The organism is Massilia sp. LXY-5 (assembly GCF_059801075.1).
Map to the genome: position 1 here is coordinate 906,495 of NZ_JBNNEH010000003.1, position 16,712 is coordinate 923,206.

General features: G+C 64.4%; 16 protein-coding genes and 1 tRNA gene. 6 read left to right on the forward strand and 11 right to left on the reverse strand.

Annotated elements, in window-relative coordinates; genetic code table 11:
• Positions 1 to 19 precede the first annotated feature (19 nt).
• Positions 20 to 2,701 (reverse strand): bifunctional diguanylate cyclase/phosphodiesterase, encoded by a 2,682-nt coding sequence (locus ACI48I_RS12990; protein ID WP_498574411.1) that lies wholly within the window; start codon positions 2,699 to 2,701, stop codon positions 20 to 22.
• A 237-nt stretch (positions 2,702 to 2,938) separates the two neighbouring features.
• Positions 2,939 to 3,289 (reverse strand): hypothetical protein, encoded by a 351-nt coding sequence (locus ACI48I_RS12995; protein ID WP_193686515.1) that lies wholly within the window; start codon positions 3,287 to 3,289, stop codon positions 2,939 to 2,941.
• 407 nt (positions 3,290 to 3,696) lie between these two features.
• Here ACI48I_RS12995 and ACI48I_RS13000 point away from each other — a divergent pair, with 407 nt between their 5' ends.
• From ACI48I_RS13000 to ACI48I_RS13010, 3 genes are read left to right on the forward strand one after another with little or no spacing between them, the layout of a single operon-like run.
• On the forward strand, positions 3,697 to 4,902 hold the full coding sequence (locus ACI48I_RS13000; RefSeq protein ID WP_498574530.1) for a CmpA/NrtA family ABC transporter substrate-binding protein: 1,206 nt from the start codon (positions 3,697 to 3,699) through the stop codon (positions 4,900 to 4,902).
• Between the two features lie 28 nt (positions 4,903 to 4,930).
• A complete protein-coding gene (ntrB, locus tag ACI48I_RS13005; RefSeq protein WP_498574412.1) occupies positions 4,931 to 5,860 on the forward strand; it encodes a nitrate ABC transporter permease in 930 nt (309 codons plus the stop codon).
• Positions 5,861 to 5,872: 12 nt separating this feature from the next.
• A complete protein-coding gene (locus ACI48I_RS13010; protein WP_193686514.1) occupies positions 5,873 to 6,679 on the forward strand; it encodes an ABC transporter ATP-binding protein in 807 nt (268 codons plus the stop codon).
• A 72-nt stretch (positions 6,680 to 6,751) separates the two neighbouring features.
• On the opposite strand, the gene ACI48I_RS13015 is transcribed toward ACI48I_RS13010, so the two are convergent.
• A complete protein-coding gene (locus tag ACI48I_RS13015) occupies positions 6,752 to 7,108 on the reverse strand; it encodes a hypothetical protein (RefSeq protein ID WP_193686513.1) in 357 nt (118 codons plus the stop codon).
• 272 nt (positions 7,109 to 7,380) lie between these two features.
• Between ACI48I_RS13015 and ACI48I_RS13020 the strand changes: the two genes are divergently transcribed.
• Both ACI48I_RS13020 and ACI48I_RS13025 read left to right on the forward strand, forming a co-directional pair.
• Positions 7,381 to 8,961 (forward strand): methyl-accepting chemotaxis protein, encoded by a 1,581-nt coding sequence (locus ACI48I_RS13020; RefSeq protein WP_193686512.1) that lies wholly within the window; start codon positions 7,381 to 7,383, stop codon positions 8,959 to 8,961.
• 262 nt (positions 8,962 to 9,223) lie between these two features.
• Positions 9,224 to 9,661, forward strand: a complete 438-nt coding sequence (locus ACI48I_RS13025; RefSeq protein ID WP_227496530.1) for a GYD domain-containing protein — start codon at positions 9,224 to 9,226, stop codon at positions 9,659 to 9,661.
• Between the two features lie 57 nt (positions 9,662 to 9,718).
• Here the strand turns inward: ACI48I_RS13025 and ACI48I_RS13030 are convergent.
• The 8 genes from ACI48I_RS13030 to ybgC form a co-directional block, all read right to left on the reverse strand.
• A tRNA-Lys gene (locus ACI48I_RS13030) sits at positions 9,719 to 9,794 on the reverse strand.
• A 72-nt stretch (positions 9,795 to 9,866) separates the two neighbouring features.
• Positions 9,867 to 10,625 (reverse strand): tol-pal system protein YbgF, encoded by a 759-nt coding sequence (gene ybgF / locus ACI48I_RS13035; protein WP_193686511.1) that lies wholly within the window; start codon positions 10,623 to 10,625, stop codon positions 9,867 to 9,869.
• Positions 10,626 to 10,721: 96 nt separating this feature from the next.
• Complete coding sequence (gene pal / locus ACI48I_RS13040; RefSeq protein WP_193686510.1) at positions 10,722 to 11,243, reverse strand: peptidoglycan-associated lipoprotein Pal; 522 nt, start codon at positions 11,241 to 11,243, stop codon at positions 10,722 to 10,724.
• A gap of 50 nt (positions 11,244 to 11,293) precedes the next feature.
• Positions 11,294 to 12,559, reverse strand: coding sequence for a Tol-Pal system beta propeller repeat protein TolB (gene tolB, locus ACI48I_RS13045; protein WP_193686509.1), 1,266 nt, complete (start codon positions 12,557 to 12,559; stop codon positions 11,294 to 11,296).
• 35 nt (positions 12,560 to 12,594) lie between these two features.
• The gene (gene tolA / locus ACI48I_RS13050) at positions 12,595 to 13,608 is read right to left on the reverse strand and encodes a cell envelope integrity protein TolA (RefSeq protein WP_498574413.1); all 1,014 of its coding nucleotides are present in this window, start codon (positions 13,606 to 13,608) and stop codon (positions 12,595 to 12,597) included.
• A gap of 25 nt (positions 13,609 to 13,633) precedes the next feature.
• A complete protein-coding gene (locus ACI48I_RS13055; protein WP_498574414.1) occupies positions 13,634 to 14,065 on the reverse strand; it encodes a biopolymer transporter ExbD in 432 nt (143 codons plus the stop codon).
• 15 nt (positions 14,066 to 14,080) lie between these two features.
• On the reverse strand, positions 14,081 to 14,764 hold the full coding sequence (gene tolQ, locus ACI48I_RS13060) for a protein TolQ (RefSeq protein ID WP_193686506.1): 684 nt from the start codon (positions 14,762 to 14,764) through the stop codon (positions 14,081 to 14,083).
• A gap of 25 nt (positions 14,765 to 14,789) precedes the next feature.
• Positions 14,790 to 15,194: a tol-pal system-associated acyl-CoA thioesterase gene (gene ybgC / locus ACI48I_RS13065; protein WP_193686505.1), complete on the reverse strand. Its 405-nt coding sequence runs from the start codon at positions 15,192 to 15,194 to the stop codon at positions 14,790 to 14,792.
• Positions 15,195 to 15,671: 477 nt separating this feature from the next.
• On the opposite strand from ybgC, the gene ACI48I_RS13070 reads away from it, so the two are divergent.
• Positions 15,672 to 16,706: a hypothetical protein gene (locus ACI48I_RS13070; protein ID WP_498574415.1), complete on the forward strand. Its 1,035-nt coding sequence runs from the start codon at positions 15,672 to 15,674 to the stop codon at positions 16,704 to 16,706.
• Positions 16,707 to 16,712: the final 6 nt, after the last annotated feature.

Here is a 16,712-nt window from a genome sequence, read left to right on the forward strand (position 1 = left end):
AGGGCGTGCTCGCCGGAGCTCAGGCGAGCACCGCGCGGTTCGCTTCGATCAGCGCCGGCACCACGTCGGCCTCGACCGGGCGGCTGAACAGGAAGCCCTGGTAATCGTCGCAGGCGAGGCTGCGCAGGATCGCCAGCTGCTCCTCGGTCTCGACGCCTTCGGCCACCACTGCCAGTTTCAGGTTGCGCGCCAGGTTGACGATCGAGCGCACGATGGCGGCGCTGTCCTCGTCGCGGCCGAGGTCGCGGATGAAGGCGCGGTCGATCTTCAGGCGCTGCACCGGGAAGCGCTTCAAGGCCGCCAGGCTCGAGTAGCCGGTCCCGAAATCGTCGATCGACAGCTCGACGCCGAGCGCGCGGATCGCGTGCAGCAGGGCGTCGACTTCCACCTCCCGGCTCATCAGGGCCGTTTCCGTAATTTCAAATTCCAGGCAGCCGGCATCGACGCCGGTCTCCTCGATGCAGCGCTGCATCATCGGCACCAGGTCCTTCTGGTCGAACTGGCGCGGCGACAAATTGAGTGCCACCTTCAGCCGCGCCCCGCCCGCGTTCCAGCGCGCCAGCTGGCGGCAGGTCTCGTGCATGACCCAGGCGCCGATCGGCACGATCAGTCCCGTGCGTTCCGCCAGCGGAATGAAGCGCACCGGCGACATCTCGCCCAGTTCCGCGTTCCGCCAGCGCAGCAGCGCCTCGAAGCCGACGATGCGCCCCGACGCCAGCGCCACCTTCGGCTGGTACACCATGCGCAATTCGCCGCGCTCGAGGGCGCGCCGCAGCTGGGCCTCGACGGTCAGGCGCTCGTCGAGGTCGATCTGTGCGCTCTCGGAGAAGAAATGGATGGCGTCGCCCTCGAGGTCGATGCGGTTGCGTGCGCTCTCGGCGCGCCGGAACAATTCGTCCGCCGTCTGCCCGTCTTCGGGGAAGACCGAGACGCCGAAGCGCGGGCCGAGGAAAAACTCGCGGCCGTTGACGGTAAGCGCGCTCGAGAGCCGGCGGTGCAGCGCTTGCGCGAATTCCTCCAGTTCGCCGCGTCCGTGGTGAGCATGCACGACCACGGCGAACTCGTTGCCCTTGATGCGCGCCACGCCGGCCGCGCGCGGCAGCTGGGACTGGAACAGGGCGCCGACCTCGCGCAGGGCGGCCTCGCCCGCTTCGTGGCCGAGCAGGTCGCTGATCTCGTGCAGGCGCGCCAGCGATACCACCAGGGTGCCGAGCAGGGTGCCCTTGGCGGCGGCATCGGCCAGTTCGCCCCCGAGCAGGTGGCGGAAATGGTTCTGGTTCGGCAGCCCGGTCAGTGCGTCGAAGTTCGCCAGGTAGGCCAGGTGGGCCTCGGCCCGTTCGCGTTCGGTGATGTCGGTCAGCAAGTTGACGAGCTGCACCTGTCCGGACGCGTCCAGCAGCTGCGCGGTCTGCTGGATCACGCTGCGCGCGTCGCCGCTGCCGTCCCTGACCGTGGCGAGCGCCTCGTCGGTACGGCCGCTACCCATCACCAGCGCGTAGCGCCGCTCGCGCTCGGCCGCGCCGCCCGGGTCGAGCACCTGCCCTTCGAGATGCCCGGCCATCTCCGCCGGCGCGCGCCCGACGAAGCGGGTGAAGGCATCGTTCCACATCACCAGCCGGCGCGCGCTGTCGAGCACCCAGATCGGCGTGCGCACGGCATTCAAGATCGCCGCCAGGTAACCGGCGCTGCGGCCGGCGCGCGCCTCGCTCGCCTCCAGCCGGGCGATCAGCGCATGCTGTTGCCGCGTATCGCGCGCCACGCGCCAGGCCAGGAACACGAGGGTCAGGCAGATCAGCGCCACCAGCGACACGGCCGTCCACAGCCGGCCGTACCAGGACGCCAGCGCGACCGACTTGTTCATGCCGGTGATGATCACGAGCGGATGATTCCTGACGGCGTCGTAACCGTAGATGCGGTGCAGGCCGTCGACCGGGCTCGCCGCCTCGAACGCGCCGCGCGGGCTGGCCGGCAGCTGCTGCTGGAACAGGGGGGTATCGATGAACGAGCGCCCGATGTTGGACGGCAGGGTCGGACCGCGCACCAGCATCGTCCCATCCCGGTGCAACAGGGTCACCGAGCCGCCTTTGCCCAGTTCCACCAGGCTGTAGATGTCCTCGAAGCGCTCCGAATCGACCTGCGCCAGCACCGAACCGGCGGGCCGCCCGGCCGCGTCGCGGAGCGGCCCGGCGACGTTGATCACGCCGCGGCCGGTCGCTTTGTCGACCGAGGTGATGGCGACGTGCATCGCATCGTCGCGCAGGACCGCGGCGACAGGAGCGGCCGGCGCGGGTGCGCGCACAGCGGCACCGGCCGGCGTGGCGCTTGCCAGCGGCCGTCCGTTCAGGTCGAAGACGTACAGTCCCAGCAGGTATTCGCGCGCGACGCCCTGGCCGTCGAAATAGTCGAGCCGCACCGGCGCCTGGCCCGATGCCGACGCATAGCTGCGCTGGACCTGGCGAATGGTCTCGTCGACGGCCTGGGCGACGACTTCGGTCTGCGCGGCAAACGCGATCGCCAGGTTGCGCAGCGTGGTTTTCTGCTGGCGCATCGTGTCCTCGTAGCTGACCTTGAGCATGGCCGCGGTGCCGAGGACCAGGGTCAGGATCAGCAACACCACGAGGGCGCTGAGGCTGGCCGGCGGATACGGACCGGGCTTCGGAGGCGGCGCTGCGGAGGGCGCGGAAGGGTGGCGATCGGTCATCTCGGACGCATCGTTTGGCCTCGTAGGCGTGGGAACCGGGTCATGTGGCTTCGTCAGTGCGTTGGAAAGCGAGGGCACGGCGGAGCCGCGCACGTATCCGAATTATGCAATAAGGCGCGTAAGGGCGGCACGCGAAAACAGAACAGTTCCGCTCAAGAACTGCGCCCGCAGCCGCATGGCCCTCCATGAGGACGCCTGAGCGCCCGCCGTGGCTGCCGGCGGATGCCCGCCGCAGGGCTAGCGTCCGGCGGTGCGAAGCATACCGAGCCGTTGCCCGGCGGGGAAACGTTCGTGCCGGATCCGGATGCGCTCGACCGAACCCGCCGGCAGGTATTCCACCGTCAGGGACCCGTCGCGCGAGGCGAGCAGGTTCGGCGCAACCGGATGCAGTGCCTTGCGCCCGGCATTGTCAAGGTCGATATACAGTGTCCCATCGAGAACCGACAGGCGCACGCTGCGTCCCGTCTCGAGCCGGTACTCGCCGGCGATATCGTGTTTCAGGTCTTCGGCCTCTCCTTGGTCGATCGGTGCGGCGGCGACAGCGGCAGCCTGGGTGCAGGCGAAGACGAGGCAGAGCAGGGTACGCATGGCAGTCTCCTTCGGTGAAGGTGGAGCGCTACGGGTGCATGCGGTTTGACCCGGGCAGTCGCGGAAAGCTCCCGTCCAAAATGATGCGCTGTGCAATCCTGGTGCGGCGTCGGCGCAAGCGCGCGGTGCGCCGGCCCGGTGGCCGCATGCCGCTCTCCTGTATGAAGCGCAGTGGCACGAACATTGCATGTTGAACACGAGCGCAATGAAGCGCACGTGTGTCCTGCCAATGGCGGCGGGTCCACAGGACAACGACGTCTACCGAAACATGAATCCGTTCGTGTTGGGGTGGACGTTTTTTTTTGCCGTGACTACATGTGGGATTTGCGATGGAAAATCAGAAGCTTCAAGAGAAGAACACCGTGCCAGCGGGCGCCGACGAGGTGAATCCCACGCGCAGGAACCTCATGCATGGCGCAGGCCTGCTGGCGGGAGGCAGCCTGTTGGGCCTGGCAAGCGGCGGCGTGTGGGCAGCGGGCTCGGACAAGCCGGAGAAAGAGGAAATCAGGATCGGCTTCATCCCGCTGACCGACTGCGCGTCGGTCGTGATGGCCTCGGTCCTGGGCCTCGATAAAAAATACGGCGTCAAGTTCGTGCTCAGCAAGGAAGCCTCCTGGGCCGGCGTGCGCGACAAGCTGTCCAACGGCGATCTGGATGCCGCCCACGTGCTGTACGGCCTGCTGTACGGCGTCCAGATGGGGATCGGCGGCCAGGCGAAGGCCATGGCGGTGCTGATGGGCCTGAACAACAACGGCCAGGCCATCACGCTGTCGAAGCACTTGGCCGACAAAGGCGCGACCGACGGCGCCTCGCTGGCGAAGCTGATGCGGACGGACAAACGCGACTACACCTTCGCCCAGACCTTCCCGACCGGCACCCATGCGATGTGGCTGTACTACTGGCTGGCGGCCAACGGCATCGATCCGATGAAGGACGCCAAGGTCATTACGGTGCCGCCGCCGCAGATGGTCGCCAATATGCGGGTCGGGAACATGGACGGCTTCTGCGTGGGCGAGCCCTGGGGGCACCGCGCCATCATGGACGGCATCGGCATCACGGCCGCCACCACCCAGGACATCTGGCGCGACCACCCCGAAAAGGTGCTGGGCTGCACGCTGGACTTCGCCAGAAAAAATCCGAATACCTGCCGCGCCATGATGGCCGCCATCCTCGAAGCCGGCAAATGGATCGACGCTTCGCTGGCCAACAAGAACAAGATGGCCGAGGTCATCGCCGCCAAGTCCTATGTCAATACCAGCAAGGATGCGATCGACCAGCGCATCATGGGCCGCTACCAGAACGGCCTGGGCAGGACCTGGGACGACCAGAACCACATGAAGTTCTACAACGAGGGCGCCGTCAACTTCCCCTGGCTGTCGGACGGCATGTGGTTCATGACCCAGCACCGCCGCTGGGGCCTGCTGAAGGAAGATCCGGACTACCTGGCCGTGGCCACGGCGGTCAACCAGGTCGAGCTGTACAAGGAAGCCGCCACCATGACGCGCACGCCGGTGCCGAAAAGTCCCTTGCGCAGCTCGAAACTGATGGACGGCTCCGTCTGGGACGGCAGGAACCCGAAATCCTACGCCGCCTCGTTCAAGATCAAGGTCTGACCATGATCCCGCCAGAGAAGGAAACACCATGAGCGCCATGCTGAAATCCGAAGCGCAGGAACTGCCGCCTGCGGTCACCGCAGCCGATATCCTCGCCATGAACGCCGGGCAGCCGGCCCGGCCCCTTCCAGCGTCCACTGCGGCGCCGCCGGCAGCGCGCCGCCCGCTGGCGGGGCGGTCGTTCTCCGCGGCGGTGAAACTGGTCCTGCCGCCGCTGGCCGGCATCGCGCTGGTGGTGCTAGCCTGGCAAATCATCGCCGCCCGCAACAGCGCCTTCCCGTCGCCGCTGGCGACCTTCAGGGAAGCGCTGGTGCTGTTCGCCGATCCGTTCTACCGCAATACCCCGAATGACCAGGGTATCGGCTGGAACGTGCTGGCCTCGCTGAAACGGGTGGCGCTCGGTTTCGGCCTGGCCGCATTGATCGGCATTCCGCTGGGCTTCGTCATCGGCCGGGTGCGTTTTGCGGCCAGCATGTTCGGTCCCATCATCAGCCTGCTCAAGCCGGTGTCGCCGCTGGCCTGGCTGCCGATCGGCCTGCTGGTCTTCAAGTCGGCCGACCCGGCGGCGATCTGGTCGATCTTCATCTGCTCGATCTGGCCGATGGTGATCAATACCGCGGTGGGCGTCCAGCGCGTGCCGCAGGACTACATGAACGTCGCGCGCGTGCTGAACCTGTCCGAATGGAAGGTCGTGACGAAGATCGTGCTGCCGTCCGCATTGCCCTACATATTGACCGGCGTGCGCCTGGCGATCGGCACCGCCTGGCTGGTGATCGTCGCCGCAGAAATGCTGACCGGCGGCGTGGGCATCGGCTTCTGGGTCTGGGACGAGTGGAACAACCTGAACGTCGCGCACATCATCATTGCCATCGTCATCATCGGGGTGGTCGGCCTGCTGCTGGAACAGGCGCTGATGGCGCTGGCCCGTGCGCTCACCCACGAACAAACAGCCAACTGAAAGAGGCCGACCATGGACCATCCAAAATTCATCGACATCACCAACGTGGAAATGGCGTTCGCCACGAAGAAGGGCGTGTTCCAGGCACTGCGCGGCATCGACCTGACGGTGCGCAAGGGCGAGTTCATCACCCTGATCGGCCATTCCGGCTGCGGCAAGTCGACCCTGCTCAACCTGATCGCCGGCCTGCTGAAGCCGACGGCGGGCGTGCTGCTGTGCGCGAATCGCGAAATCGCCGGACCCTCGCCGGAGCGGGCGGTGGTGTTCCAGAACCACTCGCTGCTGCCCTGGCTGACCTGCTACGAGAACATCCACCTCGGCGTCGAGCGCGTCTTCGGCCGTACCGAAACGCGGGCCCGGCTGCGCGAGCGTACCCTGGACGCGCTGGCGCTGGTCGGCCTGACGAGCGCCGAAGGCAAGCGGCCGCATGAGATCTCGGGCGGGATGAAGCAGCGCGTCGGCATTGCCCGCGCGCTGGCGATGCAGCCGAAGGTGCTCCTGATGGACGAACCCTTCGGCGCCCTCGACGCGCTGACGCGCGCCCACCTGCAGGACGAGCTGCTCAAGATCGTCGCCGCGACGAAGTCCACCGTGGTCATGGTCACGCACGACGTCGACGAAGCGGTGCTGCTGTCGGACCGGATCGTCATGCTGACCAACGGGCCGGCCGCCACCATCGGCGAGATCGAGGAGGTAGGGCTGGAACGTCCGCGCGACCGCGTCGCGCTGGCGCAGGATCCACGCTATACGGCGCACCGCAGCGCCGTGCTGGAGTTCCTGTACCGGAAGCAGGCGCACCCGGCGGCGCAGGCGGCATGAGGGGCTGAAAACGAAAATGAAAACGCCAACCCGGTGGTTGGCGTTTTTGCTTCGAGGCGGCGCGGGCGCAGCTTACAGGGAAGTCAGCAGCAGTTGGGGTGCGTCCGCCGGGCGCAACGCGAGCAGGGGCTCGGCATTGCCCGGTTGCGCCAGGCGGACGGTAACGCGGCCGTTGCGCGAAGCCAGCGTGTCCTGTCCGGCAACGAATAACTCGAATCGCTCGTTTTTGTTCAGCTCGGCATACAGCCGGTCGTCCCCCTGGACGATATGCACCCGCTTGCCGTTGGCAAGGCTGTACACGCCTTCCAGTTGGCTCATCTGTTCCAGGGTGGGCCGGAGCGGCGCCTGTGCCGGCGCGGGGGAAGCTGCATTGGCGACGCCAGAGGCGAGCAGGGCAGCGGCGAGCAGAAATCGGATCGAGTGGGGCATGCGGGTCTCCAGTGAGTGGTGGGGGAGGTGGTGCCGATGACTTCGCAGATCTGCTTGTCTCGGCGCCCTGGTTCCCAGTGTAGAGAAATTCCATGGGGCAATATTGTGCATGAGCAATTAACCGATGATGGGAAACGAGATCGACACGCCAACCCGCGGTTGGCGTTTTTCTTGTTTTTAGGAAATTGAAACCGAACTGAAAGGCTGGGGCCCCAATAATCGAAGTCAGCACTTACATAACAAAAGCCTCATCAACAAGATCGGAGACATCGATGCGCTGGTTCCAGCACCTCAAGATTGCCAGCAAGCTGCTGGTCGCGTTTACCCTCGTCATTGGCATGACTTGCCTGTTGGGCGTATTTTCAATCGTTCAATTGGTAAAAGTCGGCAATTCATCCAGCGATATTGCCAAAAACTGGATGCCGGCCATCCGCCACATCGGCGAGGTGCAGACCTCGCTGGCGCGCTTCAGGATTTCGGAAGCAACGCACATCCTGCAGGACGACGAGGCCGACATGAAGACGGTCGACAAGTCGCTCGCGACCCGGCGCGACACCATGGGCAGGCAACAGGAAGCGCTGGCTGCGCTCGTGTCCGACCCCGAGGAAAAGCGCATCTATGCAGAGTTACAGGAAAACCTGGCTGCCTACATGGCGGAAAGCGCCAGGTTGACCGCGCTCTCGCACGCCGGCAGCAAGGACGAAGCGCGGGCGTTGTTCAAGGGCGCGTCGAACAAGGTCTATCGCAAGATCAACGAGGGATTCGAAGCGCTCGCCAAATACAACGACGAGGGCAGCGGTGCATCCGAACAGGTGGCCGGGCAGGTGTTCGACATGTCGCGCAAGCTGATCATCGGTGCATTGCTGCTGCTGGTCGGCGTCGGCGTGGCGCTGGCCGTGTGGATGGCGCGCATGGTGGCCAGGCCGCTGAGGGAAGCGGTCAGCGTGGCGAAGCGGGTTGCGGGCGGCGACCTGACGGCGCAGATCGAGGTGGACAGCCGCGATGAAACCGGCATGGTCATGAGCTCGCTGCGCGACATGAACCGGAGCCTGGCGCTGGTGGTAGGCCAGGTACGCGGCTCGACCGATGCGATCGCCACGGCATCGGCGCAAATCGCCAGCGGCAACATGGACCTGTCGGCCCGCACCGAAGGCCAGGCCAGCTCGCTCGAGGAAACCGCGTCGGCCATGGAAGAGCTGACGGCCACCGTGCGCCAGAATGCCGACAATGCGCGCCTGGCCAACCAGCTGGCGCAGTCGGCATCGAACGTGGCCGCCGACGGCGGCAAGGTCGTGGGCGAGGTCATCACGACCATGGGCGCCATCAGCGCCGCCTCGCGCAGGATCGTCGACATCATCGGCGTCATCGACGGCATCGCCTTCCAGACCAATATCCTGGCGCTGAACGCGGCGGTCGAGGCTGCGCGCGCGGGTGAACAGGGACGCGGATTCGCGGTCGTCGCATCGGAAGTACGCAGCCTGGCGCAGCGCAGCGCGCTGGCGGCCAAGGAGATCAAGGGCCTGATCGACGATTCGGTGCAGCAGATGGATTCAGGCACGGTGCTGGTGCAGCGGGCCGGCACGACCATGGAGCAGGTCGTGGCCAGCGTGCGGCGTGTGCGCGACGTGGTGGGCGAGATCTCGGCGTCCAGTGTCGAGCAGCATTCCGGTATCGAAGAAATCAACAAGGCCATCGTCCAGATCGACGAGACCACGCAGCGCAACGCCGCCCTGGTCGAGGAAGCTGCCGCTGCCGCCGCCTCCTTGCAGGAACAGGCCGCGCAGCTGACGGCGGTGGTGTCGCGCTTCCAGCTGGCCGGCATGCCTCGGCAGTCGCTGCCAGCGCTCGCCTGACGGACCTCTGAAAAGCAAAAAGCCCATGAACGCAAATTCGTGGGCTTTCTGTGTATTCGTGGCAGGCCGTGCGGGATGCGAACCTGCGACCAACGGAGTAAACTTGCCAGTAACGCTCACGATGATACGGTTTTTGTTCCAACTTTTTGCTCGCATGCGCGCCGGTTGAACCGCCGGGCCCAGCGAACTGTCAAACATCGTCCACGCAAACCGGCGGCCGGGCGACACGGCGGCGATCTAGGGCCGCTGGCAGGTGCATGAAGTGAATCTTTCCGTCGGGAACATCATTCTGGAAGGACCTCACATGGCCAGGTATCTGATTGAAGCGAGCTATCTCAGCGAGGGAATCAACGGGCTGCTGAAGGAAGGCGGCACGCGGCGGCGCGAGGCTGTCGATCAATTATTCCACTCGCTGGGCGGGAAGGTCGAAGCCTTTTATTTCGTCTTCGGCGACAGGGATGTCGTTATCATCGGCGAGCTTCCCGACAACGCCACTGCCGCGGCGCTGGCGCTCAGGGTCGATGCCTCCGGCGTCACCACGTGCAAGACGACGGTGCTGCTGACGCCCCAGGAAATCGATGCAGCCGTCACCAAGACCGTGACCTATCGTCCACCGGGCCAAAACATGGCCGCTGAGGTCGCCAACTGGGAAGGCGAGGGTGGGCATCTTGCGTCAGGTGCGCAAGGTGGAAATGAATGAACGGGAAGACTGCAGAAACAAAAACGCCAACCCGAAGGTTGGCGTTTTGTTGAAACTTGGTAGGCCGTGCGGGATTCGAACCTGCGACCAACGGATTAAAAGTCCGCTGCTCTACCAGCTGAGCTAACGACCCGAAAGAAGCAAGATTATAGGGCGTCGTCGCCGTGCTGTCAAACGTGCAGCGTCCAGATGTTGCCGAAGAACCTTATTTCAGGGTGGCCAGGCGGTCCTTGGCGGACTGCGCGGCTTGCGAATCGGGGAACTTCGAGACCAGGGTCTGCAAGGTCTTCTTCGCCTTGACTTTGTCCTTGAGCTCGGCGTAGCTGGTGGCGATATTGAGCATCGCGTCCGGTGCCTTGGCGCTGCTGGCGTAGGTCGTGGTCACGACTTCCTGGGCGGCGATCGCGTTCTTGTAGTCGCGCTGGGCGTAATACGCGTTGCCGAGCCAGTACTGGGCGTTGGCGGCGTAGGCCGAGTCCGGGAAGCGCTTGACGAAGTCCTGCAGGGCGCCCGCGGCGCGCTTGTAGTCGCCGGTTTTGAAGACTTCCATCGCGCTGTCGTAGGCCTGCTTTTCCGAAGGCAGCACCTGCGCCGTCTGGCCGTCGATGGTTTCCGCGCGCGGTTCGAGCTTCTTGATGCGGGCGTCGAGGTCGGAGTAGAGCGTGCGCTGGTTGTTCTGGGCCTTGCTCACTTCATTGGCCAGCACCTCGATCTGCCCGCGCAGCTTGGCGACTTCGGCCAGCATCTGCTCGTTCTGGTTCAGCAGGTCGAGCGTGGCGTTCTTGTCCGCCTTGGCGTCGAGGCGGGTGGTGAGATCGCGCGTGATGGCGTCGACTTTCGCGCGCAGGTCGAGGATCGCGCGGCGCGCTTCATCGTCGTCCAGGATGCCGGCGGAGGCCTGCAGCGGCAGCCAGGCGGCCAGCATCAGGCAGGCGAGGCGGGATGGGGACAACAATTTAGGCATGTCGTGGCTCTTTCTTTACAAATGATGCAATGAAAAACGGGGCGGTAGCAGTCTGCACTGCACCCGCCCCGCTGTCAATTCACTGACGCTTAAGGATTACTGATAGACGATGTCGGCGCGACGGTTTTCAGCCCAGGCGGCTTCGCCCGAACCGGTTGCCTTCGGCTTTTCTTCGCCCAGCGAGACGGCTTCCATCTGGCTCTCGGCCACGCCCTGGCTTGCCATCGCACGGCGCACGGCTTCGGCGCGCTTCTGGCCCAGGGCCAGGTTGTATTCGCTGCCGCCGCGATCGTCGGTGTTACCCTGGATCAGGATCTTGCGGCCCTTGTTCTGGTTCAGGTATTGCGAGTGGTTGGCAACCACTGGCTTGCCGTCTTCACGCACGACGTAGCTGTCGAAGTCGAAGTAGACGCTGCGGTTTGCCAGGACGCCTTTTGGATCGTTCAGCGGATCGACGGTCGCGGTTTCGACTGGACGCACGTCGCGCGGGTCGGTGGTCGGCGCTGCGGTCGGGGCACGCTCGACAACGGTCGGCTCGGCGACTGGCGTTGGCGATTTGCAGGCTGCGAGCAGGGCAGCGGTGGCGATGATGAAGGACACACTCTTAACGTTGCGCATGGTTTTTCTCCTGGTTTTGGGTTGGTGATGGGGGTGCTAACTTGGTTCTTTTACTTCATGAAGGGACCCCAGCTGGGCTCCCTGATGTTTCCCGCTTTGGTGGACAAGCGCTGCTTGACCCGACCATCCGTCGATACGACCGCCAGCGCGACACGCCCGCCAGACTTGTTCGCATACATGATGTATTTGCCGTTCGGCGAAAAACTCGGTTCGGAGGCCCCATCGGCCAGGCGCAGTTCCTGGCCGCTCGCCAGGTCCTTTGCGTAAAGGGAATAGCCGCCGTCGCGCTGGGAAATCCAGGCCAGGGTCTTGCCGTCCGGAGACACGCGCGGGCTGATGTTGTAATTACCGTTGAAGGTGACGCGGGTGGCGTTGCCGCCCGCGACGCTCATCTTGTAGATCTGCGGGCCGCCGCTGCGGTCGCTCGTGAAATAGATGCTCTGGCCGTCGGCCGAGAAATGCGGTTCGGTGTCGATGCCGCTGCTGTTCGACAGGCGGCGCAGGCCAGAACCGTCGGCGTTGACGATGTACACCTGATAGTTGCCCGACTTCGACAGGGCGATCGCCAGCTTGCTGCCGTCCGGCGACCAGGTCGGCGCCGAATTGCTGCCCTTTTCGTTGGCGATCACGCGGCGCTTGCCGGTGACCAGGTCCTGCATGTAGATGACCGGCTTGCGGTCCTCGAAGGACACGTAGGCGACCTTGCCGCCGTCGGGCGACCAGGACGGCGAGATGATCGGTTCGCGGCCATGGGCGGCGATGATTTCGTTCTCGCCGTCGGCGTCGGCCACGGCCAGCACGAAGTCGCGGCCGGCACGGTTTTCCTTCACGTAGGCGATGCGGGTCGAGAAGATGCCGCGGGTGCCGGTCAGCTTTTCGTAGACGTCGTCGGCGATGCGGTGCGCCTGCAGGCGGGTGAAGCGCGGCTGCACTTCATTGCCCAGCTGCGAGAGCTGGCCGCCCTTGACCGTGTCGTAGAGTTTATAGCGCACGGCGAAGCGGCCGTCCGGCTGCTTCTGGACGCTGCCCACGACCAGTGCATCGGCGCCGCGCGCCTTCCAGCTGCTGGCGTCGATGCTGGCGCTGTCGCTGATGGCCTGGCCGGCGTTGATGACCTTGAAGACGCCGCTGCGCTCGAGGTCGGCACGGACGATGGCCGAGATCTGTTCCGGCGCCATCGATTCGTCGGCAAAGGCGGCGACCGCCACCGGGATCTGGTTGCTGCCGACGCCGGCGATTTCCACTTGCAGCTGTGCATTGGCTGCCGACCCGATCAGGAGGGTGGCGGAAAATAACAAATAATGAAGTTTTTTCATGCGTTCTTTTCTCGGCAAAGATTGTTCAGATGCGATCAGTCCAGGTCTTTCATGGAGAAATTGACCACGATTGTGCGTTCCACCGTACCATCTTTCTTTTTAGGAAGTGGTGACGATTTGTTAATGCCGCGCTCCACCGCATCGTCGAACTGCGGCACGCCGCTGCTCTTGCTCAGACGCACCGACAGGATTTCGCCGGTCGGCAGCAGCTCGACCTTGAACACGGCTTTCGGATTGCCGGGCACATCGGTACTGCCGGCAAAGGTCGTATTGCTCTTGATGAGGGCGGTCAGCTTGCCGATGTAGCCGGCGTCGATCTTCGGCGCACTCGATTTCTGCGCCTCGCCGCCGCTGCCGGCGGCCCCGGTAATGCGCTTGAGTTCGGCATCGCGCAGCTTGTCGAGCTTGGCCTGCTCGGCGGCCTCGGCTTTCGCCTTGGCGGCTTTCTCGGCGGCGACTTTCTTCTTGTCGGCGTCCGCCTTCTCGGCAGCCAGCTTCTTCTCGGCTTCCTTCTTTTCGAGCTCTTTCTTCTCGAGTTCTTTTTTCTCGGCGAGCTTTTTATCGAGCAGCTTTTTCTCGGCCGCTTTCTTGTCGGCCAGTTCCTTGGCCTTCAGTTCCTCACGTTCCTTCTTCTCGGCCAGTTCGCGCTCGCGTTCTTTCTTCTCCAGCAGCTCGCGCTCGCGCTGCTTCTTCTGCTCGGCCAGCTTCTTCTCGCGTTCGAGATTGATGTCCGGCGCCGCCGGTTTTACCAGTTCAGGCTCCACGACTTTCGGCGCCGGCGGTGGCGGGGTGGGCGTCGGTTCCGGCTGCGGCTCGGGTTCGCGCACTTCCGGTTCGGGAGGCGGCGGCAGTGCGGGCGCGGCGGCCGATTGCACCTTCATGTCCCACACCTCGGCCTCGACCGCGGGCGGTTCGGTGTTCTGCCAGCTGATGCCGATCCACAGGAAGGCCAGCAGCAGGGCGTGCGCCGCCACCGCCAGCACGATGGCTGGCACGCGGTTCGGTTCTGGCGGTACTGTGTACGGACTGCCGTGGGTGGCTGGCTTCATTGCAGACATTGCTTGTTTTTATTACCTACTTCGTTGCGAGACCGACGCGGTTAATCCCGAGCTTCTTCGATTCCGAAATCAGTTCGATCACATCGGCGTATTTGCTGTCGCGGTCGCCGGAAATCATCACTGGATAATCCGGATTGCTCTCGTGCAGTGTGCGCAGGCGGGCGACCAGGGCGGCGCGGTCCGGCAGCGATTCGGCGGCGACCGTTTCCTTGCCGCTGACGCCGATCGACAGCGTGGCGTCGGGTTTCACCGTGATGTGGATATAGGTGTCCGGCGGCAGCGCCGATTTCTCGGCGTTCGGCAGGTTGACCACGTTCGGGGTCTGGTTGGCCGGCACCGCCATGAAAATGATGAGCAGCACCAGCATCACGTCGATATACGGCACGACGTTGATTTCGGATTTCAGTTTGCTGCGGCGTCCGCCGCGCATGCTGCTGGAAAAGGCCATGGTCGACTCCCCGGATCAGCGCGACTGGCGCTGCAGGATGTTCGAGAATTCCTCGACGAAGCTCTCGAAGCGGGTCGCGAGGCGGTCGATGTCGTGCGTGAAGCGGTTGTAGGCGACGACGGCCGGGATCGCGGCGAACAGGCCGATCGCGGTGGCGATCAGCGCCTCGGCGATGCCGGGCGCGACCACGGCGAGCGTCGCCTGCTGGACGCTGGCCAGGCCGCGGAAGGCATTCATGATGCCCCATACGGTGCCGAGCAGGCCGATGTACGGGGACACGGAACCGACCGAGGCCAGGAAGTTCAGGTGCAGGTCGAGACCGTCGAGTTCACGCTGGAAGGCGGCGCGCATGGCGCGGCGCGAGCCGTCGAGCACGGCGCCCATGTCGAGGGCGTCGCGCGAGGCTTGTTTGCCCTTGATGAATTCGCCCATGCCGGCTTCGAAGATACGGGCCAGCGGGCCGCTCTGGTCGCGTTGTGCGGAAGCGGACTGGTGCAGGGTATGCAGGTTGCCGCCAGCCCAGAAGCTGCGCTCGAACTGCTCGGTCTGGCGGCGGGCGGCGCGGATGGCAAACAGTTTGCGGAAGATGTACGACCAGCTGACCACGGACAGCACCAGCAGGAGCAGCATGATGAGCTGCACGATCGCGTGCGCATTGCTGATGAGGGCAAGGAAGGAAAGGTCGTGGGTTGGTGTCATCTGATATGCAATATTGTTGAATGGGTCAAGCGGCACGCATTTTATCAGCCACGTCGCCAGGTAGCGAGCGCGGCCGTACGGTGGCGAGGTCGACGCAGCCGACCTTGACCTGCGCTTCGACCAGCAAGGAGTCGCCTTTCCAGGCCTGCTGGACGAACTGGACCGAGGCGCGGCCGAGCTTTTCAATGGTGAGCGTCAGGGTCAATTCGTCGTCGAGGCGGGCAGGCGCGTGGTAATCGATGCTGGCATGCTTGACGACGAAGCCGACGCCGTCACGCTCGATGAGGGCTTGCTGGTCGACGCCGGCGGCGCGCAGCCATTCGGTGCGCGCACGTTCGAAAAATTTCAGGTAATTCGCATAGAACACGATACCGCCCGCGTCCGTATCTTCGTAATAAACCCGTACCGTCCAGGTGAAAAGCGCCGGCATCATCTCTGCCATAAGTGATAAAAAGAAACATTTTACGCTATCGTCACAAATGTGCGCTAGCAGACACACCGCCGGGGACAGCGCGGCGGTGCGTTCGATCGGAAATCCGTGGAGCGCGGCGTAGTAGACGAGAGACAACGCTGTCAGGACAATAACTGTAACACTTTCTCACAATTATCGTATCCGGAGCGCACATGCGGATAAGCGTGTGTGGGTGGAGCTGTACTGGCGCAGGGCGGCGGGGCAGCACCTAACCACGGGAAATTGATCGGCAAAACAGTGTTTGCATAAGGCGACACTCTCGCGAGTTCATTCGCGCTCTGCCTGAGAACGACGATGGCGGTGGCGTCCGGAATTGACGTCGGGCCGCGCGCAGCGCCACTATGTACAGGTAGTCTCGACTGGCGGAGGCACCATGAAAGTTCGACAAATGCTGCCGGGCAGTGTGGAAGAAAGTGTCTGGTATGTCATGGTTGCATGCTCGGCGCCCTGTTCCTCGGAGGTCTGTTCCTCGTTTTCTCGATCGAAGTCGTCGTGCCGGCCACCGTTGCCGGGACGCCGGCGGGCGCAGGTGTGGCGGCGCCCGCGACGAAGTCCGCGGCGGAATCAAAGCCGGCCCCGGCGGCAACGCCGGCCGGCGGAACGGCCGGCACTGCGGGAAGGGTGCCGGATCCGAAGGCAATGGCGGCGCAGGCCGAATCGGTCCGTGCACGGCTTGTTACAGAGGGAAAAACCAGGAACGCGGCGCGCTGGGCCGGATTGCTGTGGGCCTTTGCCTGTTGCGCCGTCGGCGCCTTCCTGGGCTTCATTTTCGGCATTCCGCGTTCCCTCTCGTCCGACACGGCGCGCACGACGGTTGCGGCCTCAACCCGTTGGAACGAGAGTCCATCGGCCAGAGGGACAGTCGCTCTTGCTGTGAGCGAAAAGGAGGCGGCGGCGCGGGAAGTGGACGGAATCGGAAAACAGGTGACCGATGCCGAGGCCGCCCTGGCGCGCCTGCGCACCGCAGCTGGAGCAGGAGCGGACGGAGACCCGCAGGTCCTGGCCTCGAGCAAGGCGCTTGCCGGACTTCGCGAAAACAAACGCAATGCCGAGGCTGTTTTGCTGGACAAGACGAACGCACTGCAAAACGCCGAGGCAATTGCCGGGAAAGACCAGAGAGCGCTGCCATCCGTCAACCCGGCAGGCGGCGCGCGTCCGGAACCGGTGCATACCCAGGCGCCTTCAACCGCGGTCAACACGAACCTGGAGCAAATTTCCGACTGGTTGACCAAGATTATCGTCGGCGTATCGCTGGTTAACAGCGACCGGGTTGGCCAGGCGATGCTCGGCGTCGGCAACGAGATGGCCGCTTCCTTCGGTGGTCCCGGCAGCCGTTCGCTTGCCCTGGCGACCCTGACCTATTTTGGCGTGATCGGATTGCTGGGCGGGTATTTGTTGACACGCTTGTTCCTGCAGCGCGCATTCGAAGCCCTCGGCTCCAGGAACCTGGTCGAGCAGCATCCCGGCTGACCGGGT